Here is a 24,876-nt window from a genome sequence, read left to right as displayed (position 1 = left end):
CCGTTGCCGAGGTCGGCTGCGGGTCAGCAGGCCGGATCACAGGGTGAGGTGCTGCCCGGGGGAGATCCGGTTCGGGTTCCCGGCGAGTCCGGGGTTCTTGTCCACCAGGGCCTTCCAGCCACCGGCGACACCGTGGCGGCTCGCGATCGACGACAGGGTGTCCCCCCGCTGCACGACGTACGTGCCGTTCGTGGCGGCAGGGGCAGCGGGAGCGCTGAGCCGCACCTGCTGGGCGGGGGCGTTGCGCTGGGTGGCCGGCTCGCCGACGGCACCGGCCTTGCGGGAGCAGACGGGCCATGCGCCCCAGCCCTGCTTGGCCAGCACGCGCTCGGCGACGACGATCTGCTGAGCACGGCTCGCCTGGTACGCCACCGGGGCGAACTCGGCGCCGCCGAAACCTCTCCAGGTGCTCGGCGAGAACTGCAACCCGCCGTGGTAGCCGTTGCCGGTGTTGATGTCCCACCGGCCGCCGCTCTCGCACTGGGCGACGCGGTCCCACGTGCTGTCGGTCGCCGCGTGCGCCACCGGGGTGGCGATCACGAGTGGTGCTCCTGCGACGGCTCCGGCTAGTGCGGTGCGGGCGATGGTCCGCCCGGTCGTGGTGGGGGCACGGTGACGGCCGCGGTAGCGCGCCATGGGTGTATCTCCGTGCGCTGCGCACGGACGTCCGCCGGGGAGCTGGCGGGGCGACAGTGGGGCTGCCGCCACGGTCCGTTCCTGTCCCGCGCTTCGTGAGGCGACGGGGAGCCGGGACCGCCGGACAGGGGAGCGCTGCGGTTCCGGGGCCCTCGGAACCTGGGGAGTTCCGGAGTGCCGCGGAGGACGCTACGTCCGCGCGGGCCGGGAGCAAACACAGCGCGCGGAGCGGCGCACACCTCGATCGTGTACTCCGAACGGCGCAGTGGGGCAGAATTATGGCTGCTCACCATCCCCTCTTTACCAACGCTCGAGATCATCGGAGGTTGCGTCCGAGTGAGGCAGATCACCCTCGCGTGCCCGCTTCTGCGCGCCGCGGCACCGGCTTCGTCCACGCCGTAGGGTTCGGGTGTGGAGCTCACCCACGTAGACACGGCTGGCGCCGCCCGCATGGTGGACGTCACCGACAAGGAACCCACCGCGCGCACAGCGGTCGCCACCGGCACGTTGCGCACCACCGCCGAGGTGGTGGAACTGCTCCGCCGTGACGGCCTGCCGAAGGGCGACGCGCTCGCCACCGCGCGGATCGCCGGGATCATGGGCGCCAAGCGCACCCCCGACCTCGTGCCGCTCTGCCACCCGATCGCCCTGAGCGGGGTGGTGCTGGACCTCGAGCCGGACGGAGCGGAGGTGCGGATCCGGGCCACCGTGCGCACCACCGACCGCACCGGCGTCGAGATGGAGGCGCTCACCGCGGTCGCCGTGGCCGGGCTCGCCCTGCACGACATGGTCAAGGCCGTCGACCCGGCCGCGGTACTCGACGGCGTGCGGGTGGAGCGGAAGGACGGCGGCAAGACGGGCACCTGGACGCGTCCGGAGGACCGCTCGTGACCGCTTCCGGCCGCCGCGCCCGCGTGGTGACGGCGTCGAACCGGGCTTCCGCAGGGGTATATGCCGACACCGGCGGCCCACTCATCGTCGACTGGCTGCGCGCGCGGGGGTTCGATACCCCGGACCCGTCCGTGGTGCCCGACGGCGAACCGGTCGGCGACGCACTGCGGTCCGCCGTCGCGGACGGGGTCGACGTGGTGATCACCACCGGTGGCACCGGCATCTCGCCCACCGACGCGACACCCGAGGTGACCCGCGCGGTCCTGGACTATGAGGTGCCCGGCCTGGCCGACGCGATCCGGGCGGCCGGAGCGCCGAAGGTGCCCACGGCGGTGCTCTCCCGCGGACTCAGCGGGGTCGCAGGGCGCACGCTCGTCGTGAACCTGCCCGGATCTACAGGTGGGGTCCGTGACGGCCTGTCGGTACTCGCCGAGGTGCTGGAGCACGCGGTGGACCAGCTTCGAGGAGGCGATCATCGATGACGGAAGCAACCACCCGAGCGGCAGTCCTACGGGCTGCCGTCGGAGAGTCGCCGCTCGACGTGGCGGAGCACGCCGCGCTCGTCGACCACGCCGCCGCAGGCGCCGTGGTGACGTTCGCCGGCGTGGTGCGTGACCACGACGGCGGCCGGGCCGTGCGCGGCCTGGAGTACAGCGCTCACCCGAGCGCGGAGAAGGTCGTGGCCGAGGTGGCGGCCGGTATCGCTGCACGCACGACGGGCGTGCGGGCGATCGCGGTGAGCCACCGGGTCGGCCGACTCGAGATCGGGGACGTCGCGCTCGCCTGCGCCGTTGCTGCCGACCATCGGCGCGAGGCCTTCGAGACTTGCGCCGAACTGGTCGAGGAGGTGAAGCGGCTGCTGCCCGTCTGGAAGCACCAGGCATTCACCGACGGCACCGACGAGTGGGTCGGCTCGACCTGAGGGCTGTGGCCGCGCGTGGGTGCGGAGCCGCACAAAGCCGCTCCGCACCCGCGCACGGGCGCGTCAGTGCAGGTCGAGCTGCTGACCGATCCGCAGGACGTTCGGGTTGTTCAGAACGTCGGTGTTGCGGTCGAAGAGTGCGTGCCAGCCGCCGGGAAGACGACGGTCCGCGGCGATCTTGCTGAGCGTGTCGCCCTTGACGACGGTGTAGTCCGCGCCGTTCTTGGCGAGGTGCGGGGCCGAAACCCTCTCCACCCGCGCCGGCGCCTTGGCCTGTGCCTTGGCCTTGGCCTTGGCCTTGGCCGGAGCCGTCGCCTTTGCCGGGGCCTTCGCGGCAATGGGCTCGGAGGCCCGGATCTGGGAGACGTTGCCGCGCACACCGGTCTTGCGCGAGCAGGACGGCCATGCGTTCCAGCCCTGCGCCGCCAGCACCCGCTCGGCGACGGCGATCTGCTGCTGCCGGCTCGCCTGGTGCGGCATACCCGAGCCGCCGTAGGCCCGCCAGGTCGTGGGGTTGAACTGCAGGCCACCGAAGTAGCCGTTTCCGGTGTTGATCTTCCAGTTGCCGCCACTCTCGCACTGGGCAAGCCTGTCCCAGGCGGAGTCGGGGGCGGCATTGGCGGTGCCTGCAACAGCGAACGGGACACCAACCGCAACTGCGCCGGCGAGTGCCAGACGCAGGAGACTTCGGCCCTTGCGGGAAACAGGTCGTGAAGTCATTTCGTTGTTCTCCATTCGCGCCATCGAGGAGAACTTGCTCGTCAGCGGGCAGGGGGTTCGACCCGGCGAGCAGCTCCTTGTCATCTCGGCAAAGCCTGGGGCGACTTCTCCGAAATGGCGTCCTCGGCCCTGTCCCGCCTCCATCTCGACGGACCGGAACTGCGGGACAGGGCCCTGGTGCGACAGCTCCGGATGTATTCCGATCGGCCCTCTCGGAACGACCGGCCGTAGACGTTACGAGAGGCCCTCGGGAAATCGTCAAACCCCAGATGGGTGACCGAGATCACGACAGGCAACGGGAACAGGTGGCAATGTCCATATTTTCGCAGGTCAGGGCGCCTGTCGATTAAGGTCGCATCACGGTGGATCCAATACAATCAAACCGGAAGTATTGTTGGTCCGGCAGTAGATGGGCCGGTCACAGCGAGTAGCCGATGTCATGAAACTCGGCCGGATCCACCCCCCGCGGGGCCCCGTGTCCTCACCCGCGGTGGCTAGGGTTCCCCTGTTCAGTCATGCTGGATCCGTGACCGATCGCCCGAACGCCACGGGTTCCCCCACCGAGCTGGCGGCTGCCCTGCGCACCACCGGCTACCTCGCAGACGACGGCATCGCCACCGCCGCGTACCTGGCCGTGCAGATGAACCGGCCCCTGTTCTGCGAAGGCGAGCCGGGAACCGGCAAGACCGCACTGGCCCATGCCCTCGCGCAGGTGTTCGGGGCCGAGCTCATCCGATTGCAGTGCCACGACGGCATCGACGCGGCCCAGGCCCTGTACGACTGGGACTTCCCCCGCCAGTTGCTGCACCTGCGCGCGCTCGAGGCCACGGCGAGCGCCACCGGTGCGACGCTCGACGCCGACGCGGTGGAAGCGTCCCTGTACGACCCGCGCTTCCTGCTCGCCCGGCCCATCCTGCGCGCACTGCAGACCACTCCGAGCGTGTTGCTGATCGACGAGATCGACCGCGCCGACGACGAGTTCGAGGCATTCCTGCTCGAGGTGCTCACCGAACACGCGGTCACCATTCCCGAGATCGGTGAGATCCGGGCGAAGGTGCCGCCGGTCGTCGTCCTCACGTCCAACCGCACGCGCGAGGTGCACGACGCACTCAAGCGGCGCTGCCTCTACATCTGGCTCGACCACCCCGATCTGCAGCGCGAGATCGAGATCCTGCACTCCCGGCTACCCGGCCTGCCCGAGCGCCTCGCCGCGCAGGTGGCGGGGGCGGTCCAGCAGCTGCGCCGGTCCGACCTGCTGAAGCCGCCCGGCGTGGCCGAGACGATCGACTGGGCTCGCGCCCTGCAGCTCGTCGGCGCCCGGCACCTCGACGTCGACAGCGCGGCCGCCACGCTCGGCGCCGTCCTCAAGTACCGCGAGGACGCCGACCGCGTCCGCAAGCAGCTCGACACCCTGCTCGCCTCCTGAGTCATGACCGCGCCCATGCCAGCGCCGACCGACGACCCGGTCCCGGGTCTGGTCGGATTCACGGTCGTGCTCCGCAACGCGGGGCTCGCGATCACCACCGACCGGGTGGCCGCGTTCCTCGCCGCGCTCGACGCGCTCGACGTCACCAGCCGGACGCAGACCTACTGGGCCGGTCGGCTCACCCTCTGCTCCGACCCCGACGACCTCCCGCGCTACGACCGCGCGTTCGAGGACTGGTTCACCCCGCCGCAGGGCGGCCGCACCGACATCAGCGACCACCGCAAGCCGCCACCGCCCACGCTCGCCGCGCTCACCCCGGACAACTCCGACGGTGAGAGCGACGACGACGGGCAGGAGCCGCAGATCCGGGCCCGCACCAGTGGCGCGGAGGTACTGCGCAACCGCGACCTCGCCGAGCTCACGCCTGCCGAGCGCGAACACCTCCGCAGCCTGCTGGCCCTGCTGCAGCCCGAGCTGCCGCGGCGCAGGTCCCGCCGGATGCGGCCGTCCCGGCACGGCGGCACCGACGGCCGGGCCACCCTGCGTGCCACCCTGCACAACCAGGGTGAGCTGCGCGAGCTGCGGCGTCGCGACCATTCCCGGCGCCCTCGCAAGATCGTGCTGCTCGTCGACGTCTCGGGCTCCATGGAGCCGTACGCCGACGCGCTGCTGCGTTTCGCCCACGTCGTGGTGCGCCGGTCGCCCGGCGCGGTCGAGGTGTTCACCCTCGGCACCCGGCTCACCCGGGTCACCCGGGAGCTGCAGATGCGCGACGCCGAACGCGCGCTGGCGGCCACGGGCAAGGCGATCCCCGACTGGTCGGGCGGCACTCGCCTCGGCGAGGTGCTGCAGGCGTTCGTCGACCGTTGGGGGCAACGCGGCGCTGCCAGACGCGCCGTCGTCGTGGTCTTCTCGGACGGCTGGGAACGCGGCGGGACCGAGCTGCTCTCCCAGCAGATGGCGCGGCTGCGGCGGCTCGCCCACCGGCTGGTGTGGGTCAACCCCCACGCGGGAAAGGAGGGCTACGCGCCGGTACAGGGCGGAATAGTTGCCGCACTTCCGTACTTGGACGATCTGTTGGCCGGGCACAGCCTCGCCACCCTGCAACAACTGCTCGAGGTGGTCAGACATGCGTGACGTAGTTCGCCAGCTGGAAGGCTGGTGGGACAAGGGCGAGCCGGCAGCGCTCGCCACCGTGGTCGGAACATACAGTTCCGCTCCACGTCAGCCCGGCGCGTCGATGCTGGTCGGCCCGGGCGGTGAAGCCGTCGGCAGCGTCTCAGGAGGCTGTGTCGAGGGAGCCGTCTACGAGCTCGGGCAGCAGGTGCTGGCCGAGGGGCGGCCCATCCTGCAGCGCTACGGCGTGTCCGACGACGACGCCTTCGCGGTCGGGCTCACGTGCGGCGGGATCATCGACATCTTCGTGGAGAAGGTCGACCCCGAGCAGTACGCGCAGCTGGGCGCAGTGGCCGAGGCGATCCGCGACGAGTCGCCGGTCGCGGTGGCCACCGTGGTGTCCGGCCCGGCCGAGCGGCTCGGCACCCGGCTGATCGTGTGGCCGGACCGTACCGACGGCGGCACCGGCTCGGCCCGTCTCGACGACGCCATCCGCGACGACGCCCGCGGCCTGCTCGACGCGGGGCGCAACGCGATGCTGCACTACGGCGTCGACGGGCAGCGCCGCGGCGAGGGCCTCGACGTGTTCGTCGAGTCGTTCGCCCCGCCGCCCCGGATGATCGTGTTCGGTGCGATCGACTTCGCGGCGGCGGTCGCGAAGATCGGCAGCTTCCTCGGCTTCCGCGTCACCGTGTGCGACGCGCGTCCCGTCTTCGCCACGGCGTCGCGCTTCCCCGGTGCCAACGAGGTCGTGGTGGAGTGGCCGCACCGCTACCTCGCCGCCGAGGCGGAGGCCGGGCGGATCGACGCCAGGACGGCGCTGTGCGTGCTCACCCACGACCCGAAGTTCGACGTGCCGCTGCTCGAGGTGGCCCTGCGGCTGCCGGAGGTCGGCTACATCGGGGCGATGGGCTCGCGGCGCACGCACGAGGACCGGTTGGAGCGCCTGCGTGAGGTCGGGGTGACCGAGGCCGAGATCGACCGCATGTCGTCGCCCATCGGGCTCGACCTGGGCGCCCGCACCCCGGAGGAGACGGCCGTCTCGATCGCCGCGGAGATGATCGCCCTGCACTGGGGTGGCGCCGGTTCCCGCCTCGCCGAGCGGCAGGGCCCCATCCACGTCTGACCGCCGCGCGACCTGCCCGTCAGGTCGGTGTCGCGGCGGCGGGGAGCGTGACGCCGAGCAGGTCGGACAGCGCACGCGTCCCCGACGGGGTCAGCCGACGGCACGCCCACTGCCCCTGCCCGCGATCCAGCCGTTGTGCTGCATCCGGGATCGCAGGTGGGCGCCGGCCTGCCCCGCCAGGTGCGACCGCCGTTCGGTCCAGTCGAGGCACGCGCGCGCCACGGGACGACGTGATGCGGCCGGCACGAAGCCCAGCTCGTCACGGAACCAGGCCATCCCGTCCGCGGTGAGCGCGAACCCGCCGGCGAGATCGCGGGACGGGCGACTCGCGGGGCCGGGGCGGGCGACTCGCGGGGGGAGGGCGGGGGGTGGCCGGTGGGGTCGGGGGCGGGTCGGGGTCGGCCGTACGCTGCGCCGCCATGCGGTTCTACGCCGAACGTCCGGCGCGGGTAGCACTCCAGCTGCTGGCGGACCTGCTCGTCGTCGGCTGGCTGGTGCTGTGTGTCCTGGCCGCCCAGGCGGCCCGGGAGCTCATCCTGGGCCTGCAGGGGCCCGCCCGGACGATGGTGGAAGCCGGCGACACCATTCGCGGTGCCTTCGACGAGGCGGCGCGGACCGCCCAGCAGGTGCCGTTCGTCGGGGACGACCTCGCCCGCGGGCTGAGCGGCGGCACCGGGGCGGGCGATGCGCTGGCCACGGCAGGCCGGGAGCAGCTGGAGACGGTCGCGACCGTCGCGCTCGGCACGGCGGTCGGGATCGTGGTGCTCGGGGCGCTGCCGGTGCTGCTCGTGTGGCTGCCGCTGCGCCTCCGGTACGCACGGGCGGCGCGGTCGGCCGTGGCGGTGCGCTCCGTCGACTCCGATCTCCTGGCCCTGCGCGCGATGACCCGGCTGCCGGTCCGGCGCCTGCTCAAGGTCTCCCCCGACCCCGCTGCGGCCTGGCGGCGCGACGACCGGGCCGTGGTGCACGGGCTCGCGGCGCTGGAGCTGCGGAGCCTGGGGCTGAGGACCCCGAAGGCCCCACCGGACTGACGTGCGGTGGGCGCCTATCCGCGCACGGTCACCGACTTGTCGTCGGTCAGAACGGGGCGTCCCTCGCCGCCGGACGCGTCGTCCTCCAGCACCCGCACGACGTAGTCACCGGGCGCCAGGTCCACCGTGAAGGCGAACGGGGCGAACCGCTGGCCCTCGGTGGTGCTCGTGACGCCGGACCGCACCACGGCGCCGTCGCGCAGCACCTCCCACAGCACCGTCGCCTCGAACACCGCGGCCTCACCGGTCACCTCGACCTCGCGCCCGACCACCGCGCCGTCGGCGGGCCCGTCGATCTGGACGAGGGAGCGGAGCGCGTAGTCGTCGCCGCGGCGCACCGGCTCGGCCGTCGGCACCGACCCCCACAGGCGCGCCACCGGCCGGCCGTCCACCAGGATCCGCACCGGGTCGGCGGACCGCAGCGCGCCCTGCACCGTGAACACGAGCTGCTGCACGCTGAGCTCCGCGAGCTCGGCGCTCGGCGGGGCACCGTTCGTCCCCGCCAGGTCGACGACGATCGTGGCGTCCTCGACGCGTACCGGGGTGCGCAACGTGGTGCCGGACGGCCAGTACGAGTGGTAGTCGGGGTCGGTCCCGGTGGGCTCGGCCAGCATCTCGCGCACGGCAGCACTCGCCCGGTCGTCCGACGGCACGCGGTGGAACTCCCGCTGCAACCGCGGGCCCGCCGGGGTGTCCGCCACGTAGTAGACCGGCACCGCGGTCGGCTCACCGGTCGTGGAGCCCGTCCGTGGGGTCGACCGGACCGTGGGCACCGGCTCGGGCAGCGCGGCGCCGGGCGGCGGACCGGACGGCCCGGACTCGGCACCGCATCCGGCGAGCACCACCGCGATGGCGACGAGGACCGGCCCACGTCGTGCGATCATCGCCGAGCACCTCCCCACGGTCGGCCACCACGGTGCCCGGCAGGGAGACGGCTGCCCGATCGACGCGCCGGACGCACCCGGGTGGCACGCTGCGGGCCATGCCGCTGTTCTCCTTCGAGGGCCTGTCCCCGACCGTGCATCCGGACGCGTTCGTCGCCCCCACCGCCACGCTGGTGGGCGATGTTCGCGTCGAGGCCAACGCGTCGATCTGGTACAACGCGGTGCTCCGCGCCGACTTCGGTCCCATCATCATCCGCGAGGGCGCGAATGTGCAGGACGGCTGTGTGCTGCACGGCGGGAATGATCCCATCACGGAGGTCGGCGCGGGTGCGACGATCGGGCACCTTTGTGTGGTGCACGGCTGCGTGATCGGCCCCGAGGCGCTGATCGGCAACGGCTCGACCATCCAGGACGGCGCCCGCATCGGGGCGCGCTGCCTCGTGGGTGCGGGCGCCACCGTCGCTCCCAACACCGTGGTGCCCGACGACCGGCTCGTGCTGGACACGGTCGCCCGGGAGAAGGGTCCGCTGACGCAGTCGGCCCGGTGGTGGGTGGAGGGCAACCCGGGCATCTACCAGGAGCTCGCCCGGCGGCATCGCGCCGGCGTGGAACCGGTCGTGCCGATGCTCGAGGGCTGACGCGCTCGGCCGTTATCGTGCCCGCGTGCGCGCCCGTCTGGACGAGATCGTCATCGACTGCCACGACCCGGCCCGGCTCGTCCGGTTCTGGGCCGCTCTGGTCGGCGGGGCGCCCGTGGACCGCCAGCCCAGCTGGTCCTACGTCGATCCGCCGGGCATGCCCCGGCTGGCCTTCCAGGCCGTGCCCGAGGCCAAGGCCACGAAGAACCGGCTGCATCTCGACCTCTCCGGGCCAGCCGTCGCGGCGGCCGCGGACGAAGCCGTCGGGCTGGGCGCCACCCGCAGCGGAGGGGTGGTCACCGACGCCCATGGCTCGTTCCAGGTGATGCTCGACCCCGAGGGCAACGAGTTCTGCTTCGTGGAGTGAGGGCGGACCTCAGCCGGCGTCCGGGTCCGGGGAGGAGGCCTGCGCCCAGTAGCGGCGTGGGATACGGCCCGCTCCCCGCGCGGCGCGTCCCGCCTCCACCGCCAGCCGCATCGCGTATGCCATCCGCTCCGGGTCGGCCGCCCGCGTGACCGCCGTGGCGAGCAGCACGGCATCACAGCCCAGCTCCATCGCCTGCGCGGCCTCCGATGCCGTGCCGATACCGGCGTCGAGCACGACCGGCACCGAGGCGGCCGCCACGATCATCTCGATGTTGTGCGGGTTGCGAATGCCCAGCCCGGTGCCGATCGGCGAACCCAGCGGCATCACCGCGGCGCAGCCGGCCTGTTCCAGCTTGTGCGCCAGCACCGGGTCGTCGTTGGTGTAGGGCAGGACCGTGAAGCCGTCGTCGACGAGTTGCTCCGCGGCGTCGAGCAGTTCGATCGGGTCGGGCAGGAGCGTGCGGTCGTCGGCCACCACCTCGAGCTTCACGAGGTCGGTCTCCAGCGCCTCGCGCGCCAGCCGCGCGGTGAGCACGGCCTCCGCCGCGGTGCGGCAGCCCGCCGTGTTGGGCAGCACCTCGATCCCCAGGCGACGCAACAGGTCGAGCACTCCCGTGCCGGTGGCCGCGTCGATCCGCCGCATCGCCACCGTGGTCAGGGAGGTGCCGGACGCGACGAGCGCGCGTTCCAGGATCTCCAGGTTGCCCGCACCACCGGTCCCCATGATCAGCCGGGACGGGATCTTCCGCCCACCGATCACCAGGACGTCGCCGTCGACGTCCGAACGTGTCACGGACTCTCCGATCATCGTCATCCTCCCTGCACCGCCGTCAGGACCTCGATACGTGCGCCGTCGGCCAGCCGGGTGTCCGCCCAGCCGGCCCGCGGCACGACCTCGCCGTCCACCGCGACCGCCACGCCACTGCTCGGCGCGCCCAGTTCGGTGAGCGCGTCGAGCACGCTCGCGCCCGCGCCCAGCTCGCGCTGCTCACCGTTGATCCACACGTGCACGTGCTACCTCCTCGGGATGCCGATGCGCTCCGCGAAATCGGTGCGGGTCCGCCGCACGCACCGCATCGGGGACCGGACGGCCGTGCAGGAGCGCCAGCACGGCGTCGGCGGTGACCGGTGCGAGCAGCATCCCGTTGCGGTGGTGGCCGGTGGCGACGAGCAGCCCCTCCGGGCCCAGCGCGCCCACCAGCGGCAGGTTGTCCTGGCTGCCCGGCCGCAGGCCGGCCGCGCTCTCCACCAGTGCGTACTCGGCGATGCCGGGGAGCACCCGCTCGGCGTCGCGCAGCAGGTCGCGCACACCGCCGACGGTGACCTCGGTGTCGAACCCGGTCTCGGCCTGCGTGGCTCCGATGACGAGGCCGCCGCCGTCGCGCGGCACGGCGTAGACCGGGCGGCCGTCCACCAGCGCCCGGACCGTGCGGCTCGGCGGCGGGAACGCGCCCGCGCGGTGGGCCAGCCGCAGGATCTCGCCCTTCACCGGGCGCACCAGCCCGCGCAGCACCGGGTGCAGCGTGGCGGAGTGGGCACCCGCGCAGACGAGCACGAGGTCGGACGGGAACTCGGCCCCGTCGGTGCGCACACCCGTGACGCGCATTCCATCGTCGAGGACGGCCCGCGCGGCGCTCTCGACGACGGTGGCCCCGGCCCGCTCGGCCGCGGCCCGCAGGGCGGCGAGCAACACGCGGTTGTCGACCGCGAGGTCGTCGGGTACCGACAGGCCACCGCGGACGTCCGGACCCAGTGCGGGCTCCAGGCGCCGCAGCTCGCGGCCCGACAGGCGCTCGACGGCACGGCCGAGCCGCGCCAGGTAGCCCGCCAGAGTGTCCAGCTCGGCGCGGTCGCCTGCTCCGGTGGCGACCACCACGGTGCCCTCGGTGCGCAGCCCGGCGGGGCGGCCCGCGGCGGCGGCGACCTCCTGGGCGAATCCGGGCCAACGACGCACGGACTCCACGCCGAGCTCCAGGAGCGCCTCCTCGCCCGGCCACGCCTCGGTGACCGGTGCGAGCATGCCGCCCGCCACCCAGGACGCCCCGGAGGCCGGAGCCGGATCGAGCACCGTGACCTGCAGGCCCGCTGCCGCGGCTCGCCAGGCGCAGGACAGGCCGATCACCCCTGCACCGATCACCGTCAACCGTGAGTTCGTCATCTCCCCGCTCCCTGCGCCGGCATGACCCGGATCAGGTTCGACGGTCGGGATCTGCGGATCCCCTCTCAGCCCGCTGCCGGGCTCCCGTGCGTCACCTGGGCTTCACAGTACGCGCCGCGTCCGGTGCCGCGTAGGGTCGGGCACCGTGCCCGGATTCGACGGAGACGCCCTGCGCGCGCGGTTGGCCGACGCGCGCCTCTACCTCTGCACCGACGCGCGGCGCCGCACCGGCGACCTCGCCCGGTTCGCCGACGCGGCGCTGTCGGGTGGTGTCGACATCGTCCAGCTACGTGACAAGGGCACCGACGGCGCGCTGGAGGCCCGCGATGAGCTCGCGGCGTTGGAGGTGCTCGCCGAGGCCTGCGCCCGGCACGGCGCGCTGCTCGCGGTGAACGACCGCGCGGATGTGGCGCTCGCCGCCGGCGCCGATGTCCTGCACCTCGGCCAGGACGACCTGCCCGTCGCCTGGGCCCGCAAGATCGTGGGCGACGACGTGGTGGTCGGGCGCTCGTCGCACAGCGCGGACGAGACCGCGACGGCCGCGGAGGAGGCGGGCGTGGACTACTTCTGCGTCGGCCCGTGCTGGCCGACGCCGACCAAGCCGGGCCGGCCGGCGCCGGGGCTCGATCTGGTGCGGACGGTGGCGGGTCGGTCACCGTCGCGGCCGTGGTTCGCCATCGGCGGCATCGACGAGACCCGCCTCGACGAGGTGCTGGACGCCGGTGCCGAGCGCGTCGTCGTCGTGCGGGCGATCACGCAGGCCGAGGACCCGCGAGCGGCCGCCGCCGCACTGGCGGCCCGCCTCCGCGCGTGATCGTCCTCGCAGACCGGCTGCCGTCCTCGCAGGCTCCGTAGCCTCTGCGACGAGGCCGCCGGCTCTGCGAGGACCGCTCAGTTGCCGGCGCCGGGGACCGCGACCAGCGGGGTCGGGACCGCGCCGCCGTTGTAGCCCGGGTTGTCGCCGCCCGAGCCGTCGCCGCCCGATCGGTTGTTCCCGGAGCCGTCGTTCGCCGAGCCACCGGTTCCGGAGCCACCGTTCCCGGAGCCCGCGTTCCCCGAGTCGCCGTTCCCCGAGCCACCGCCGTTCCCGGAGCCACCGTTCCGGACGTCGCCGGAGTCGCCGCCGGGAGCGTCGGGGCGGGAGGTGGCGCTGCCACCGTCGCCCGGGTCGGTCGACGAGTTCGTGCCGCTGCTGTCCTGACCGGCGCCCGGAGCGGTGCTCGGGTCGGTGCTGGGGTCGGCGCTCGTGGTCGGGGTGGGCGTCGGCTCCGGCGTCGGGGTCGGCTCGATCCGCTCCTCCTTGTGCCTCGGCTCGTGGTTGCCCTCGATCACCCGGCCGACGGACGTCCCGGACTGGCCTGAGGTGAGGGTGGAACCCTTCGCCCACTCGACCCCCGTGATCGCGAGCAGGCCGAGCACGAACACGAGCACGGTCGCACCCGACCAGAGCAGGATCCGGTGCCGCGGGGACCGCGCCGCGACCACCGGCTGGACGCCGGGTCCGACGCGAAGCTGGGTGGTGGCCGCCTCGGGGGAGATGCGCGGCATCGGCATGGTGATCTCGGTGGCCCGCTCCTCCACCGCATCCATGCCGCGGCCGCGGGTGAACCGGATGCGGGCCGCGATCTTGTCCCGCGTGCGGTCAAGTGACTGCTGGTAGAGGGTGGAGGCCACGGTGCTCGCGACCGAGCCGAGCGCGGCACCCGTCACCGTGCCCGCCGCGCCGAAGAAGGACCCGAGCACCGCGCTCGTCGCCGCGGCCCCGGCGCCCGCCAGCACCTTGTTGAGCGTGAGGTCGATCCCGCCCTTCGGCTGCGTCGGCACCGTCGCCTCGGTCGTGGGCGGGCTGACCCTGGTCGGAGGCGTTCGAGACGGCGGTGGGGTGCGCTGCGCCGGTATCCGCACCGGGGGCGTCTGCCGCGCGCCGGGGCGGGAGTGGTCGGGACGGGGGGCGGGGGGGTACTGAGGCATGGCTCCTGTCGGCGATCACATCTTCGGGCTCTCGAACGTCCATGATTTCAACGCGGCGCCCGTCTGAATCGCTCCGGATGACCACCGTTGGTGACCGCCTTCACGTCGGCGGTCGGGAACCCTTCGTGCCTGCCTCCGGATGCCGCAGCCCGCGATGTCCCGGAGGCAGCGCCGAACGGAGCACCGGCCAGGACAACGCGACGCACAGGGCCACGAGCGGCCAGGTGAGCACCGACCGCGAGATGCCCAGCGCGACCACGGCGTCGGCGAGGTACAACGGCACGAACACCGCGAGACGCACGAGGTACTGGCCCACCCAGACCCAGCTGGCCCGCTGGTAGCCGCGCAGCAGGTCCGGGTCGCGGCGCCACCGGGTGCGCTGGCCGAGCGCGGTGCCCACCACCACGCCGAGCAGCGGCCACCTGATCACGATCGACACCGCCCACACGAGCGCGCTCGCCGCGTTGGACACGATCTGGACGAGGAAGAAGTCGACCGCGCGGCCGGTGTAGAGCGCCACCAGCGCGGCCACCGCCACCCCGAGCAGGCCCAGCAGCACGGCACGCGGGCGCTTGCCGCCGAGCATGCGGATCACGCCGATCACCGCGGCCGCCAGCACGGCCGCGCCACCGGCCCAGGCCACGGGCGAGGACCACGCCACGGCGTCGGCGATCGTGAACGCCAGTACGAACGCGACGACCGGAACGGTCGCGTCCACCGCCGCTCCGTGGCCACCGAGTATCTCCGCCAGTGAGGCGTCGGGGTTCGGGTTGCGACGAGCCACCAGGTCAGGGTGCCCTATCTCGGCCCTCGTGACTGCTTCGTGTCGCTGTACACACACCAGATCACCCGGCGGACGGTGGCGCGGATCGCCGTTCCTGGGTGATATTGGAGCGATCTGCACCCGACGAGAGGGTGAAGCGGACCTTAACGAGGGGCGTGACGTGGCGGGCAACAGTTTCGTGGCGCTCGGTGACAGCTTCACAGAAGGCCTGGACGACTGGCGGTCTGACGGCACGCCGCGCGGCTGGGCCGACCGGGTGGCGGAGCGGCTGGGCGCAAGCAGGCCGGGGTTCCGTTACGCCAACCTCGCCGTGCGCGGCAAGCTGCTCGACCAGATCGTCGACGACCAGCTTCCCGTGGCCGAACGCCTGCGCCCCGACCTCATCGCGTTCTGTGCAGGCGGCAACGACATCATCCGCGTCACCTGCGACACCGACGACCTCGCCCGCCGGTTCGACTCCGCGCTGGAACGGGTCACGGCCACCGGAGCACAGGTGCTCGTCTTCACCGGCTTCGACCTGGGCCGGATGCACCCGATCATCCGCCGCCTGCGCGGCCGGGTGGCCTGCTACAACGAGCTCATGCGGGCGAGCGCCGAGCGCCACGGCAGCACGGTCGTCGATCTCTGGGGCATGGCCCCGCTGGCCGATCCCCGCACGTGGGGCAGGGACCGGCTGCATCTCACCGCCGAGGGGCACCGGCGCGTCGCGCTGCGCGTGCTGGAGACGCTCGGCGAGCCCGTCGTCGAGGACTGGCGCGCACCGCTGCCTGCTGCCGTGCCCGCGCCGTGGCGGCACCGCCAGCGCGAGGACCTGGTCTGGATGCGCGACTTCGTCATGCCCTACGTGCGGAGGCGGATGCGCGGTCGCCGCACCGGCGAGGGGTTCGTGCCCAAGCGCCCCGACCTGCTGCCCCTCGACGGCGGCGGCCAGCCCGCCCTGTGACGGCCGCGCTCAGCGCGGGACGCGCGTGATCTCCCGGGCCGCGATGTAGGACGGCCGCGGCGACGGCGCGGCGAACGGCTCGGTCAGGCCGTTGTCGACGCTGTTGAACACCACGAAGATGTTCGACCGCGCGTACGGGGTGATGTTGCTGCCCGAGCCGTGCATGCAGTTGGAGTCGAACAGCGTGGCCGACCCGGCCGGGCCCGTCAGCATGGCGATGCCGTGCCGGTCGGCGAGGGTCGTGAGGCTCTCCGGGTCGGGCGTGCCGATCTCCTGCTCGCGCAGCGACTCCTTGTAGTGGTCGGCCGGTGTCTCACCGACGCACGCGACGAACGTGCGGTGCGAGCCGGGCATGATCATCAGGCAGCCGTTGTGCGGGTAGTTCTCGGTGAGCGCGATGGAGATGCTCACCGCCCGCGGTGTCGGCATGCCGTCCTCGGCGTGCCAGGTCTCGAAGTCGGAGTGCCAGTAGAAGCCGGCCCCGCCGAACCCGGGCTTGTAGTTGATGCGGCTCTGGTGGACGTAGACGTCCGAGCCGAGGATCTGGCGCGCGCGGCCTGCCACCCGCTCGTCGGCGACGAGCGCCGCGACGGCGTCGCTGAGCCGGTGCACCTCGAAGATGGAGCGCACCTGCCGCGAGCTCTTCTCGACGATCGTGCGCTCGTCCTCGCGGATCCCCGGGTCCGTGGCCAGCAGGTCGAGCTCCGCGCCGAACGCGGCCACCTCGTCGGGGGTGAGCAGCTGCGGCACTGTGACGAAGCCGTCGCGGTCGTGCGCGGCGAGCTCGTCGGACGACAGGGGGCCGGGCTCGTCGGTACCGCCCCAGACCGTGGGTTCGACGCGTTCGATCAGCGAGGGCCGGTCCGCCACCCGGGTGGGATAGCGGTCGGCCGTGGTCGTGTCGAGCAACGTCATCAGGAAGCCTCCTCCTCCGTGGCCGGGACGATCAGCGGGTACACGCCGTTCTCGTCGTGGACCTCACGCCCCGTCACGGGCGGGTTGAACACACACACCGTGCGCATCCGTGTACGCGGTCGCAGCTGGTGGTGTTCGTTGCCGTTGAGAACGTAGACCGATCCCGGCTCCAGCCGGTGGGTCTCGTCGTTGTCCTTGTCGTACAGCTCGCCCTCACCCTCGATGACCCAGACGGCCTCGATGTGGTTGGCGTACCAGAAGTCGTTGACCGAGCCCGCGTCGAGCACGGTCTCGTGCAGCGAGAAGCCGACGCCGTCACCGGCGAGCACGATCCGCTTGCTGCGCCAGTGCTCGGTGCTGATGTCGCGCTCGGTGTCGGTGATCTCCTCCAGGGTGCGCACGATCATGCCGTCGCCCCCTCGAGCGTGGTCCCGACCGACTCGCGCACCACCATCAGACCCTCCTCCAGTTCGGCGTCCGTGATCGTCAGCGGGGGCATGATCTTCATGACCTCGTCCGACGGTCCCGCCGTCTCCATCAACAGCCCGCGCTCGAATGCCGCGGCGCAGGTCTTGGCCGCCAGCCCCGGCTGTGCGAAACACAGACCCCTGGCCAGTCCCCGACCCTTGGGCACGAGCCGGCCGTCACCCGCTGTCCCGGCCAGGTCCTCGAGTGTCTCGCGTATGCGCTCGCCCTTCGCGAGTGTGGAACGCTCCATGACGTCATCGGACCAGAATTCGCGGAGCGCCGCAGCGGCGGTGATGAATGCGAGGTTGTTGCCACGGAAGGTGCCGTTGTGCTCGCCGGGGCCCCATTGGTCGTATTCGGGTTTGATCAATGTGAGCGCCATCGGCAGGCCATAGCCACTGATCGACTTCGACAGGCAGACGATGTCGGGCTGGATACCGGCGATCTCGAAGGAGAAGAAGGGCCCCGTCCGCCCCACCCCCATCTGCACGTCGTCGACGATCAGCAGGATCTCGTGCCGACGGCAGAGATCGGCGAGGCCCTGCAGCCATTCCACCCTGGCGGGGTTGATGCCGCCCTCGCCCTGCACGGTCTCGACGATGACGGCGGCCGGTTCGTTGAGACCACTGCCGGCGTCGCCCAGCAGGCGGTCCAGCCACATGAAGTCGGGCACCGTGCCGTCGAAGTAGTTGTCGAACGGCATCGGCGTGGCGTGCACGAGAGGGATACCGGCGCCGCCGCGCTTCATCGAGTTACCGGTGACCGAGAGCGCACCGAGGGTCATCCCGTGGAAGGCGTTCGTGAAGTTGATGATCGACTCGCGGCCGGTGATCTTCCTGGCCAGCTTCAGCGCCGACTCGACGGTGTTGGCCCCGGTGGGTCCGGGGAACTGCACCTTGTAGTCGAGCCCGCGCGGTCTCAGCACCAACTCCTCGAATGTGTGCAGGAACTCACCCTTGGCCGCGGTGTACATGTCGAGACCGTGAGTGACGCCGTCCCGGCGGAGATACTCCAGCAACGGCTCCTTCAGCTGCGGCGGGTTGTGCCCGTAGTTGAGGGCACCGGCGCCGGCGAAGAAATCCAGGTAGGAGCGGCCGTCGACGTCATTCAGACGTGCGCCCTGCGCGGTGTCGAACACCACCGGCCAGTTTCGGCAGTAGCTCCGGACCTCGGACTCCAGATCCTCGAAGACGGTCATGACTCCTCATCCCTCGTCCCAGGTGTTTCGGCGCCCGACCGGACCGATCCTGAACAGGATCTCGGGCTCGTGGGAAGCGCCGAGAAGGTCGGGGCCGAACAGTTCGCTACGCCGGATGTCGGCGCGGTTCCGGTCGGCAAACGCGGTGAACAATGCAATCGATCCCGAGTTGTCGGGCGTGATCGTGGCTTCCAGATGATCGGCGCCGGGGACAGCGCCGAAGAGAGCGTCGAGCATCGCCGCACCCAATCCGCAGCCACGGGCGTCCTCCGCCACCGCAACCTGCCAGACGACGAGTGTGTGCATCTCGTCCGGACGCCGGTAACCGGTGACGAATCCGATGACCTCGCCGTCCGCTTTCGCGACGATCGACGTCGCGGCGAAGTCCCGGAACCACAGCAGATACGCGTAGCGGGAGTTGACGTCGAGCACCTTGGACGCCGCGGCCAGGCGCCAGCAGTCGACGCCGTCGTCCACGTCAGGACGGCACAGGGTGGCGGTCCCTCCCGGGGTCCCGACGGCGGCGGCAGAGTGCGTACCAGGTGCAGCCATGTTGCAAGAAGTTAACAGCGACCAATCGAGATCGCCGCCGTGACAGCAGATCCGGAGCAGTCCGTCGCCGATAATCGTGGTTTTCGTCACACGGCGGTTTGACCCTGCCGCCGGATGGGAAAGGGCGCGCTCCTTCCTGGTCACCCGGCGTGTCGGCGGGCCGCCGACGCCGCGCGTCGTTGCGTCGTTCAGGTACACATCCAAGATCTGCAACTTCGGTCACAGTGGCCGGGATGATCGTTTCGTCCCCGTCCCGGCACTAGGGTGAGACCGGTGACGAGGAGCGACGAGGCCCGTTCCTACGTCGTCACGGGTGGGGGACGCGGCGTCGGACGAGCGGTGGTCGAGCGGCTCCTGCGCGACGGTGGCCACGTCGTCGCCGTCGAGTTCGATCCCACGGCCACCGGCTGGCTCACCGGGCACCCCACCGCGGTCGGTGTGGTCGGCGACGCCGGTGACGAGTCGGTCGCCGAGCACGCCGCCGACCGCGCGGAGGAACTGGCCCCGCTGACCGGCTGGGTCAACAACGCCGCGGTGTTCCGCGACGCCTCCCTCCACAGCTCACCGGCGCGTCACGTCCTCGACCTGGTGGCGGCCAACCTCGCACCGGCCGTGGTCGGCTGCACCGTCGCCGTCCGGCGGTTCCTCGCGGCGGGCACCGGCGGGGCGATCGTCAACGTGTCCTCCCATCAGGCCGGGCGCGCGGTACCCGGCTGCACGCCGTACGTCACCGCGAAAGCGGCGATCGAAGGGCTGACGCGCGCCGCCGCGGTCGAGTACGGACCCCACGGGGTGCGCGTGAACGCGGTGGCGCTGGGCTCGGTCACCACCGAGCGGTACACGGCCCTGCTGCGCGAACTCGGACCGACCGCGGCCGCCCGGGTGGAGGAGGAGATGCGCCTCCTGCATCCCGTCGGGCGGATCGGCAGGCCGGACGAGGTCGCCGCCACCATCGCCCACCTCCTGTCCGACGACTGGAGCTTCGTCACCGGCGCCACCGTCCCGGTCGACGGCGGCCGCTCCGTGCTCGCCCGCGACCCCGAGGCACCCGAGATCTGACTCGCCCCTAGGACGCGGGCACGATGTTGTTGTTCACCTGGAACAGGTTCTCGGGGTCGTACGCCGCCTTGATCTGCCCGAGGCGTCGCAGGTTGCGCCCGAACGCGCTGCCCACCCCCGCCTGCACCGGTTCGTCGGCGAGCCCGGTGAAGTTCAGGAAGACGTTGCCGTTGCCGAACTTGCCCATCTCCTCCCACGCGGCGCGGCCCCAGGCGATCGCCGCGGCGTCCTGCGCCGGGTCGGTCCACGTCGTGTCCACCGAGACCATGAACGGGGAGGACCGCTCCGCGAAGGCGGTCTCCTGCGACCCCACGGCATGCACGGCGCCGCCGATGTGGAAGGTGTTGACCAGCGTCTGCGGGGCGGGCCGGTCGAGCGCCCGCCCGGCGATGGCGTCGACGGCGTCGTCGGTGAGCTCGTCGAGGTACTGCGACTTCCAGTAGGCGCGCAGCCTCCCGCGCGGGAAGACCGGGTCCAAGGCCGCCTGCACCATGGAGTACGGCATGGGCTGGGACAGGTCGAACAGCGGGGTGCCCAGCTCACGCAGCGGCTGCATGACCCGCATGCCCTCGTCCGGGTTCCCGGAGTACACCCCGCCCACGATCGCCACCGGCCGGTCGTGGACCACGTCGGGCATCCCGGGCGCGGCCGGGAACGTCATCGTGACGACGAACGAGGTCACCGCGTCGGGTGTGGTGACGACGTGGTCCCGCCACCGGCGCTCGATGTCCGCGAGGTCCTCGAGCGGGTAGAACGAGCCGGCGAACGCCACGACCGGACCCACCGGGTGCAGCCGGAAGGTGAAGGTCGTGACGATCCCGAAGTTGCCCCCGCCCCCGCGGATGGCCCAGTACAGGTCGGGGTTGGTGCCTGCCGAGGCCGTGCGGATCGTGCCGTCCGCGCACACCACCTGCGCCGCCACGAGGTTGTCGCAGGACAGCCCGTGGCGGTTCTGGAGGTGCCCGTAGCCCCCGCCCAGCGTCAGCCCGGCCACGCCCGTCTCGGAGACCCGGCCCAGTGGGGTGGCGAGGCCGAAGGCCTGCGTCTCGCGGTCGACGTCACCGAGCAGGGCTCCGGCCTGCACCCGCACCAGCCGCCGTTCGGGATCGACCTGCACGCCCCGCATCGCGGAGAGGTCGACGACCATGCCGTCGCGGACCGTCGAGAACCCGGCCACCGAGTGGCCGCCGGCGCGGACCGCCGGCAGCAGCCCGTGGTCGCGGGCGAAGTTCACCACGTCCACGACGTCGGCGGTCCCGGAGCAGCGGGCCGAGAGAGCGGGCCGGTCCGCGTGCATCGCGTTCCACACCTCGCACGGCTCGACCGCGGCCGCCGCGTCCTCCCCCGTGACGAGCGAACCCCGCAGCCGGGACATCAGCTCGGTCACGGTGGCGTCCGGCAGATGTACCCGCGAGCCATCACGGGTGGCGACGTCCACGGTCATGGGTACGGCCCCTTTGCCTGGCTGCCCGCTCCGAGAGCCGACGTGGCGTGCCGGACCGCCGGACGGCGGCCCGGTGTCTGCACTGCTGGCACAGAGTTGGCCGGAAACGGTACGCGCGGCCGCCCTCGCGTCACATCGGCCCTTCAGTGCAGTACCGGTAGGTCGGCGGTCCGCTTCACGGCGCAGTGCACTGCGCCCGCATGGGCGACTCGCGCACACGAAACGGGCGACTCGCGGACGGGAAACGGGCGACTCGCGGGGTGGGGCGGGTCAGGTGGCACGCCGTGGCCGGGGTCAGCCCGGGTAGCCCTCACGGAGCTTGCCCTTCTGGAGCTTGCCCGCCTCGCTGCGCGGCAGCGCGTCGGCGAAGTCGATGCTGCGCGGAACCTTGTAGCGCGCGATGCGCTCACGCAGGTAGGCGATCAGCTCACCCGCCAGCTCCGGCCCGGTCGTCACGCCCGGCGCGGGCTGCACCACGGCCTTCACCTGCTCCCCCATGTCCGCGTCGGGGATGCCGAAGACCGCGACGTCGAGTACCGCGGGGTGCAGTGCCAGCGCGTTCTCGACCTCCTGCGGGTAGATGTTCACCCCACCCGAGATGATCATGAAGGCCTGGCGGTCGGTGAGGAAGAGGTAGCCGTCCTCGTCCAGGTAGCCGATGTCGCCGGTCGTCCCCCAGTTGGCGTGCTCCGGGTGCTGCGACCGGCGGGTCTTCTCCGGGTCGTTGTGGTAGGTGAACGGCAAGACGTCGCGCTCCACGTAGACGAGCCCCACCTCGCCGGTGGGGAGTTCCTTCCCGGCGTCGTCGCAGACGTGCAGGATGCCGAACGCCGGGCGCCCCACGGACCCGGGCTTCCGCAGCCACTCCGCCGAGTCGATCAACGTCATCCCCAGCCCCTCGCTGGAGGCGAAGTACTCGTGCAGGATCGGGCCCCACCACTCGATCATCTTCCGCTTGACCTCTACAGGGCACGGCGCTGCGCCGTGGAGGGCGAGCCGGTGCGAGGACAGGTCGTGGGCCGTCCGCCGGCCGTCGGGCAGCTTGAGCATCCGGACGAACATGGTCGGCACCCACAGGCTGTGGGTCACCCGGTACCGCTCGATCGCCGCCAGCGCGGTTGCGGCGTCGAACCGCGGCATGACCACGATCGCGCCTCCGGTGGCGTGGACGGTCCCACAGAACGCCAGTGGCGCCGCGTGGTAGAGCGGCGCCGGGCACAGGGAGACGGTGTCGGCGCCGTAACCGTGCGCTTCGCGCAGGATGCGGGCCGCGGGCCTGATGTGGGCACCGATCTGCTCGCTCGGCAGCGGCGGCCGGATCCCCTTCGGCTGCCCCGTGGTGCCCGAGGAGTACAGGAGGGTGGCGCCGCGCGGTTGGTCTGCGGACGGCTCGGGGGACGCGGCTGCCAGTGCGGCCTCGTAGTCGTCGTACCCGTCCCGCGGGCCACCCATCGCCAGGTGGAGCACCACGCCCGGGGTCCGGTCGGGCAGCCAGGGGGTCGCGTCGGCCATCGCCGCCGAGACGACCAGCGCCTTCGCGCCGCAGTCGGTCACGATGTAGGTGATCTCGGGTACCGACAGGTGCCGGTTGACCGGGGTGAAGTAGAGGCCGCTGCGCAGTGCCGTCCAGTACACCACCCAGAACTCCGCGATGTTCTCCGCGAGGAGCGCGACGACGTCGCCGGGGCGCAGCCCGGCGTCGCGGAGCACATGAGCGAGCCGGACGGAGCGCTCGTCGAGTTCGGCGTACGTCATCACGGCACCCGTGTCCGACATGACCACTGCCGGCTTGTCCGGGGTGAGCGCCGCGAAGGTTCCGGGGAACACCGTGTCTCCCGCCTGGAGGAGTCTGCCGTCCGATCGTCGGCGCGTCCCTCATGGCGGTCAAGCCAGGGGGTCACCCGCCGGGACGAGTGTCACGCGCAGGACGGATCCTCCGGACGCATCGCCCGGATCCGATGAGAACCACCGCCCAGTGCGGTCCTCACAGGGACGACGACCAGCGAGAGAAGAGGACACCGGATGCAGTGCACCGAGCCCACCACGCAGATCGACCCCCGTTTCGGCGATCCGGAGGCCGTACCCACTCCGTGGTCCACGGCCCAGGCGCACCTCGCCGCGGCCGAGGTGGCGTGGCTCTCCACCGTGCGGCCGGACGGACGGCCCCACGTCACGCCGCTGCTGACCGTGTGGGTCGACGGCGCACCGCACATCTGCACGGGCGAGGCCGAGCAGAAGGCACGCAACATCGCAGCCAACCCGCAGGTCGTGCTCACCACGGGCACCAACGTCCTGCACGGCGGGCTCGACCTGTCCGTGGAGGGACGGGCCGAACGCGTGACCGATCCGCACAGGCTGCAGGTCCTCGCCGACGCGTGGGAGAAGAAGTACGGCAGCGAGTGGCACTTCGACGTCCGCGAGGGCGGGTTCGCGGGCGGACAGGGACTGGCACTCGTGTACCGGATCGAGCCCGCCACGGCGTTCGGGTTCGGGAAGGACCCCTACAGCCAGACCCGCTGGTGCTTCACGGGATCCTGAGCCCGGGTCAGGCGAGCAGCCCGGCCGCGTCGCGCCACATCCGGGACACCACCTCACCCGCCGGTTCCTCGGTGGCGAGCGCAGCGCTCTGCCCGGCCCAGTGGTTGACCTCGTCCATGCCGTCCGGGTCACCCCGCCGCAACTGCCCGACGAGCCGGAGCTGATCCGGGAACGGCGCCGGCCGTGGCGCGCCCGGCTCGGTCCACGCCCGCACGTACGACGTGGGCGCCGCCCGCGCCAGCCTGCCGGAGTAGGCCCGGGTGGCCACGGTGGCCTCCGGAGCCAGGCCGTCCAGCGCCGCGGCCCACTCCTTGCTGGCTCCCGTCTCGGGGCAGCGCAGCAAAGCGGTGCCCACCTGCACCGCGCTCGCGCCCAACGCCAGTGCCGCCGCGACCCCGCGCCCGTCAGCGATCCCGCCCGCGGCGACGATCGGCACCTGCAGGTGGTCGGCGAACCGGGGAAGCAGGGCGAACAGCCCGACGTCGGTGCGCTCGGCTGCCTCCTGGTCGAAGCTGCCCCGATGCCCGCCTGCCTCCATGCCCTGCGCCACGATCGCATCGGCGCCGGCCTCCTGGGCGGTGAGCGCGTCGCCGAGCGTGGTGGCGCAGGCGAACCAGGCGATGCCCTGCTCGTGCAACCGGCGGACGAAGTCCGGCTGGAACACGCCCATGATCGACGAGATCACCGTGGGCCGGGCAGCCAGCATGGCCTCGCACTGCGCGTCGAACGCCGGGGGCGGCGGCCCGGCGGCGTCGTCCGGCGTCCCGAACCGCCCGAGGAACTCGCGGGCCTCCGAGACCCGGCGCTCCCGCTCGTCGGGATCGGTGACCGGCGGCTCCGGGATCCAGGTGTTCAGCTGCAGTGCACCGGAGGAGCCGGCGCGGAACTGCTCCACCCATTCCGCGATGCGCACCGGGGCGAACTGCAGCACCCCGGCGCCACCCATGCCGCCCGCCTCGGCCACCGCGACGGCCAGCTCGGGAGGACAGGCTCCGGCCATCGGAGCCTGCAGGATCGGCAGCCGCAGGCCGAACCGCTCGCAGAACTCCTGCGCCCGCTGTCGTGCGTCCGCCACGGTCTCCTCCTTCGC

27 protein-coding genes, 1 pseudogene and 1 riboswitch are annotated in these 24,876 nt (G+C 72.3%); of the genes and pseudogenes, 12 read left to right on the top strand and 16 right to left on the bottom strand.

Going from position 1 to position 24,876, the window contains the following annotated elements; genetic code table 11:
• Nucleotides 1-36 precede the first annotated feature (36 nt).
• Nucleotides 37-636: a LysM peptidoglycan-binding domain-containing protein gene (locus tag AC5L35_RS28765; RefSeq protein WP_495062851.1), complete on the bottom strand. Its 600-nt coding sequence runs from the start codon at nt 634-636 to the stop codon at nt 37-39.
• A gap of 411 nt (nt 637-1,047) precedes the next feature.
• Between AC5L35_RS28765 and moaC the strand changes: the two genes are divergently transcribed.
• Nucleotides 1,048-1,527, top strand: a complete 480-nt coding sequence (gene moaC, locus AC5L35_RS28760; protein ID WP_495062850.1) for a cyclic pyranopterin monophosphate synthase MoaC — start codon at nt 1,048-1,050, stop codon at nt 1,525-1,527.
• Nucleotides 1,524-2,449 (top strand): annotated as a pseudogene (locus tag AC5L35_RS28755) (molybdenum cofactor biosynthesis protein MoaE). Before moaC ends, AC5L35_RS28755 begins: the two are co-directional and overlap by 4 nt.
• 63 nt (nt 2,450-2,512) lie before the next feature.
• Here the strand turns inward: AC5L35_RS28755 and AC5L35_RS28750 are convergent.
• Complete coding sequence (locus tag AC5L35_RS28750; protein WP_495062849.1) at nt 2,513-3,184, bottom strand: transglycosylase family protein; 672 nt, start codon at nt 3,182-3,184, stop codon at nt 2,513-2,515.
• Between the two features lie 511 nt (nt 3,185-3,695).
• Here AC5L35_RS28750 and AC5L35_RS28745 point away from each other — a divergent pair.
• The 3 genes from AC5L35_RS28745 to AC5L35_RS28735 are packed head-to-tail and all read left to right on the top strand — an operon-like array spanning nt 3,696 to nt 6,837.
• Nucleotides 3,696-4,595, top strand: a complete 900-nt coding sequence (locus tag AC5L35_RS28745; RefSeq protein ID WP_495062848.1) for an AAA family ATPase — start codon at nt 3,696-3,698, stop codon at nt 4,593-4,595.
• 15 nt (nt 4,596-4,610) lie between these two features.
• The gene (locus AC5L35_RS28740) at nt 4,611-5,732 is read left to right on the top strand and encodes a vWA domain-containing protein (RefSeq protein WP_495062847.1); all 1,122 of its coding nucleotides are present in this window, start codon (nt 4,611-4,613) and stop codon (nt 5,730-5,732) included.
• A complete protein-coding gene (locus AC5L35_RS28735; RefSeq protein WP_495062846.1) occupies nt 5,725-6,837 on the top strand; it encodes an XdhC family protein in 1,113 nt (370 codons plus the stop codon). The genes AC5L35_RS28740 and AC5L35_RS28735 overlap by 8 nt, the downstream gene beginning before the upstream one ends.
• 90 nt (nt 6,838-6,927) lie before the next feature.
• Here AC5L35_RS28735 and AC5L35_RS28730 read toward each other — a convergent pair whose 3' ends face one another.
• A complete protein-coding gene (locus AC5L35_RS28730) occupies nt 6,928-7,113 on the bottom strand; it encodes a hypothetical protein (protein WP_495062845.1) in 186 nt (61 codons plus the stop codon).
• Nucleotides 7,114-7,256: 143 nt separating this feature from the next.
• Between AC5L35_RS28730 and AC5L35_RS28725 the strand changes: the two genes are divergently transcribed.
• Nucleotides 7,257-7,868 (top strand): hypothetical protein, encoded by a 612-nt coding sequence (locus tag AC5L35_RS28725; RefSeq protein WP_495062844.1) that lies wholly within the window; start codon nt 7,257-7,259, stop codon nt 7,866-7,868.
• Between the two features lie 14 nt (nt 7,869-7,882).
• On the opposite strand, the gene AC5L35_RS28720 is transcribed toward AC5L35_RS28725, so the two are convergent.
• Nucleotides 7,883-8,752 carry a GerMN domain-containing protein gene (locus AC5L35_RS28720; protein WP_495062843.1) on the bottom strand — a complete coding sequence of 290 codons (870 nt, stop codon included), beginning with the start codon at nt 8,750-8,752 and terminating at the stop codon, nt 7,883-7,885.
• Nucleotides 8,753-8,850: 98 nt separating this feature from the next.
• Here AC5L35_RS28720 and AC5L35_RS28715 point away from each other — a divergent pair, with 98 nt between their 5' ends.
• The gene (locus tag AC5L35_RS28715) at nt 8,851-9,390 is read left to right on the top strand and encodes a gamma carbonic anhydrase family protein (RefSeq protein ID WP_495062842.1); all 540 of its coding nucleotides are present in this window, start codon (nt 8,851-8,853) and stop codon (nt 9,388-9,390) included.
• A 25-nt stretch (nt 9,391-9,415) separates the two neighbouring features.
• Nucleotides 9,416-9,757, top strand: coding sequence for a VOC family protein (locus tag AC5L35_RS28710; protein ID WP_495062841.1), 342 nt, complete (start codon nt 9,416-9,418; stop codon nt 9,755-9,757).
• Between the two features lie 9 nt (nt 9,758-9,766).
• Here AC5L35_RS28710 and AC5L35_RS28705 read toward each other — a convergent pair whose 3' ends face one another.
• The 3 genes from AC5L35_RS28705 to thiO form a co-directional block, all read right to left on the bottom strand.
• Nucleotides 9,767-10,549: a thiazole synthase gene (locus AC5L35_RS28705; RefSeq protein ID WP_495062840.1), complete on the bottom strand. Its 783-nt coding sequence runs from the start codon at nt 10,547-10,549 to the stop codon at nt 9,767-9,769.
• Between the two features lie 17 nt (nt 10,550-10,566).
• Entirely contained in the window at nt 10,567-10,767 is a 201-nt protein-coding gene (thiS, locus tag AC5L35_RS28700) for a sulfur carrier protein ThiS (RefSeq protein WP_495062839.1), read from the bottom strand.
• Nucleotides 10,745-11,914, bottom strand: coding sequence for a glycine oxidase ThiO (thiO, locus tag AC5L35_RS28695; protein WP_495062838.1), 1,170 nt, complete (start codon nt 11,912-11,914; stop codon nt 10,745-10,747). The genes thiS and thiO overlap by 23 nt, the downstream gene beginning before the upstream one ends.
• A riboswitch (TPP riboswitch) is annotated at nt 11,906-12,012 on the bottom strand. (Overlaps the previous gene by 9 nt.)
• A gap of 47 nt (nt 12,013-12,059) precedes the next feature.
• Here thiO and thiE point away from each other — a divergent pair.
• Nucleotides 12,060-12,728 (top strand): thiamine phosphate synthase, encoded by a 669-nt coding sequence (thiE, locus tag AC5L35_RS28690; RefSeq protein ID WP_495062837.1) that lies wholly within the window; start codon nt 12,060-12,062, stop codon nt 12,726-12,728.
• Nucleotides 12,729-12,805: 77 nt separating this feature from the next.
• Here thiE and AC5L35_RS28685 read toward each other — a convergent pair whose 3' ends face one another.
• Entirely contained in the window at nt 12,806-13,885 is a 1,080-nt protein-coding gene (locus AC5L35_RS28685) for a hypothetical protein (protein WP_495062836.1), read from the bottom strand.
• A 100-nt stretch (nt 13,886-13,985) separates the two neighbouring features.
• The gene (locus tag AC5L35_RS28680; RefSeq protein ID WP_495062835.1) at nt 13,986-14,669 is read right to left on the bottom strand and encodes a DUF3159 domain-containing protein; all 684 of its coding nucleotides are present in this window, start codon (nt 14,667-14,669) and stop codon (nt 13,986-13,988) included.
• Between the two features lie 160 nt (nt 14,670-14,829).
• Here AC5L35_RS28680 and AC5L35_RS28675 point away from each other — a divergent pair, with 160 nt between their 5' ends.
• Nucleotides 14,830-15,612, top strand: coding sequence for an SGNH/GDSL hydrolase family protein (locus tag AC5L35_RS28675; RefSeq protein WP_495062834.1), 783 nt, complete (start codon nt 14,830-14,832; stop codon nt 15,610-15,612).
• Nucleotides 15,613-15,621: 9 nt separating this feature from the next.
• On the opposite strand, the gene thpD is transcribed toward AC5L35_RS28675, so the two are convergent.
• From thpD to ectA, 4 genes are read right to left on the bottom strand one after another with little or no spacing between them, the layout of a single operon-like run.
• Nucleotides 15,622-16,527 carry an ectoine hydroxylase gene (gene thpD, locus AC5L35_RS28670; RefSeq protein WP_495062833.1) on the bottom strand — a complete coding sequence of 302 codons (906 nt, stop codon included), beginning with the start codon at nt 16,525-16,527 and terminating at the stop codon, nt 15,622-15,624.
• A complete protein-coding gene (locus AC5L35_RS28665) occupies nt 16,527-16,934 on the bottom strand; it encodes an ectoine synthase (protein ID WP_495062832.1) in 408 nt (135 codons plus the stop codon). Before AC5L35_RS28665 ends, thpD begins: the two co-directional genes overlap by 1 nt.
• A complete protein-coding gene (ectB, locus tag AC5L35_RS28660) occupies nt 16,931-18,193 on the bottom strand; it encodes a diaminobutyrate--2-oxoglutarate transaminase (protein WP_495062831.1) in 1,263 nt (420 codons plus the stop codon). Before ectB ends, AC5L35_RS28665 begins: the two co-directional genes overlap by 4 nt.
• Before the next feature lie 6 nt (nt 18,194-18,199).
• A complete protein-coding gene (gene ectA / locus AC5L35_RS28655; RefSeq protein ID WP_495062934.1) occupies nt 18,200-18,943 on the bottom strand; it encodes a diaminobutyrate acetyltransferase in 744 nt (247 codons plus the stop codon).
• 75 nt (nt 18,944-19,018) lie between these two features.
• Here ectA and AC5L35_RS28650 point away from each other — a divergent pair, with 75 nt between their 5' ends.
• A complete protein-coding gene (locus AC5L35_RS28650; protein WP_495062830.1) occupies nt 19,019-19,804 on the top strand; it encodes an SDR family NAD(P)-dependent oxidoreductase in 786 nt (261 codons plus the stop codon).
• Nucleotides 19,805-19,811: 7 nt separating this feature from the next.
• Here AC5L35_RS28650 and AC5L35_RS28645 read toward each other — a convergent pair whose 3' ends face one another.
• Together AC5L35_RS28645 and AC5L35_RS28640 are read right to left on the bottom strand one after the other, a co-directional pair.
• Nucleotides 19,812-21,248 carry an FAD-binding oxidoreductase gene (locus AC5L35_RS28645; protein ID WP_495062829.1) on the bottom strand — a complete coding sequence of 479 codons (1,437 nt, stop codon included), beginning with the start codon at nt 21,246-21,248 and terminating at the stop codon, nt 19,812-19,814.
• Nucleotides 21,249-21,542: 294 nt separating this feature from the next.
• Nucleotides 21,543-23,075: an acyl-CoA synthetase gene (locus AC5L35_RS28640; RefSeq protein WP_495062828.1), complete on the bottom strand. Its 1,533-nt coding sequence runs from the start codon at nt 23,073-23,075 to the stop codon at nt 21,543-21,545.
• Nucleotides 23,076-23,270: 195 nt separating this feature from the next.
• Between AC5L35_RS28640 and AC5L35_RS28635 the strand changes: the two genes are divergently transcribed.
• The gene (locus AC5L35_RS28635; protein ID WP_495062827.1) at nt 23,271-23,786 is read left to right on the top strand and encodes a pyridoxamine 5'-phosphate oxidase family protein; all 516 of its coding nucleotides are present in this window, start codon (nt 23,271-23,273) and stop codon (nt 23,784-23,786) included.
• Nucleotides 23,787-23,793: 7 nt separating this feature from the next.
• Here AC5L35_RS28635 and AC5L35_RS28630 read toward each other — a convergent pair whose 3' ends face one another.
• On the bottom strand, nt 23,794-24,861 hold the full coding sequence (locus AC5L35_RS28630) for an NAD(P)H-dependent flavin oxidoreductase (RefSeq protein WP_495062826.1): 1,068 nt from the start codon (nt 24,859-24,861) through the stop codon (nt 23,794-23,796).
• Between the last annotated feature and the right edge of the window lie 15 nt (nt 24,862-24,876).

The organism is Pseudonocardia sp. OZ21 (assembly GCF_059359135.1).
The sequence above is the reverse complement of the archived record's forward strand: the minus strand, read 5'-3'. Positions and strand labels throughout refer to the sequence as shown.

Excerpts from the sequence above, each read along its gene's own strand:
- AC5L35_RS28765 (WP_495062851.1), bottom strand. The coding sequence starts at position 636 with ATGGCGCGCTACCGCGGCCGTCACCGTGCCCCCACCACGACCGGGCGG.
- AC5L35_RS28750 (WP_495062849.1), bottom strand. The coding sequence starts at position 3,184 with ATGGAGAACAACGAAATGACTTCACGACCTGTTTCCCGCAAGGGCCGA.
- AC5L35_RS28740 (WP_495062847.1), top strand. The coding sequence starts at position 4,611 with ATGCCAGCGCCGACCGACGACCCGGTCCCGGGTCTGGTCGGATTCACG.
- AC5L35_RS28735 (WP_495062846.1), top strand. The coding sequence starts at position 5,725 with ATGCGTGACGTAGTTCGCCAGCTGGAAGGCTGGTGGGACAAGGGCGAG.
- AC5L35_RS28730 (WP_495062845.1), bottom strand. The coding sequence starts at position 7,113 with ATGGCCTGGTTCCGTGACGAGCTGGGCTTCGTGCCGGCCGCATCACGT.
- AC5L35_RS28725 (WP_495062844.1), top strand. The coding sequence starts at position 7,257 with ATGCGGTTCTACGCCGAACGTCCGGCGCGGGTAGCACTCCAGCTGCTG.
- AC5L35_RS28720 (WP_495062843.1), bottom strand. The coding sequence starts at position 8,752 with ATGATCGCACGACGTGGGCCGGTCCTCGTCGCCATCGCGGTGGTGCTC.
- AC5L35_RS28715 (WP_495062842.1), top strand. The coding sequence starts at position 8,851 with ATGCCGCTGTTCTCCTTCGAGGGCCTGTCCCCGACCGTGCATCCGGAC.
- thiO (WP_495062838.1), bottom strand. The coding sequence starts at position 11,914 with ATGACGAACTCACGGTTGACGGTGATCGGTGCAGGGGTGATCGGCCTG.
- AC5L35_RS28685 (WP_495062836.1), bottom strand. The coding sequence starts at position 13,885 with ATGCCTCAGTACCCCCCCGCCCCCCGTCCCGACCACTCCCGCCCCGGC.
- thpD (WP_495062833.1), bottom strand. The coding sequence starts at position 16,527 with ATGACGTTGCTCGACACGACCACGGCCGACCGCTATCCCACCCGGGTG.
- AC5L35_RS28665 (WP_495062832.1), bottom strand. The coding sequence starts at position 16,934 with ATGATCGTGCGCACCCTGGAGGAGATCACCGACACCGAGCGCGACATC.
- ectB (WP_495062831.1), bottom strand. The coding sequence starts at position 18,193 with ATGACCGTCTTCGAGGATCTGGAGTCCGAGGTCCGGAGCTACTGCCGA.
- AC5L35_RS28645 (WP_495062829.1), bottom strand. The coding sequence starts at position 21,248 with ATGACCGTGGACGTCGCCACCCGTGATGGCTCGCGGGTACATCTGCCG.
- AC5L35_RS28635 (WP_495062827.1), top strand. The coding sequence starts at position 23,271 with ATGCAGTGCACCGAGCCCACCACGCAGATCGACCCCCGTTTCGGCGAT.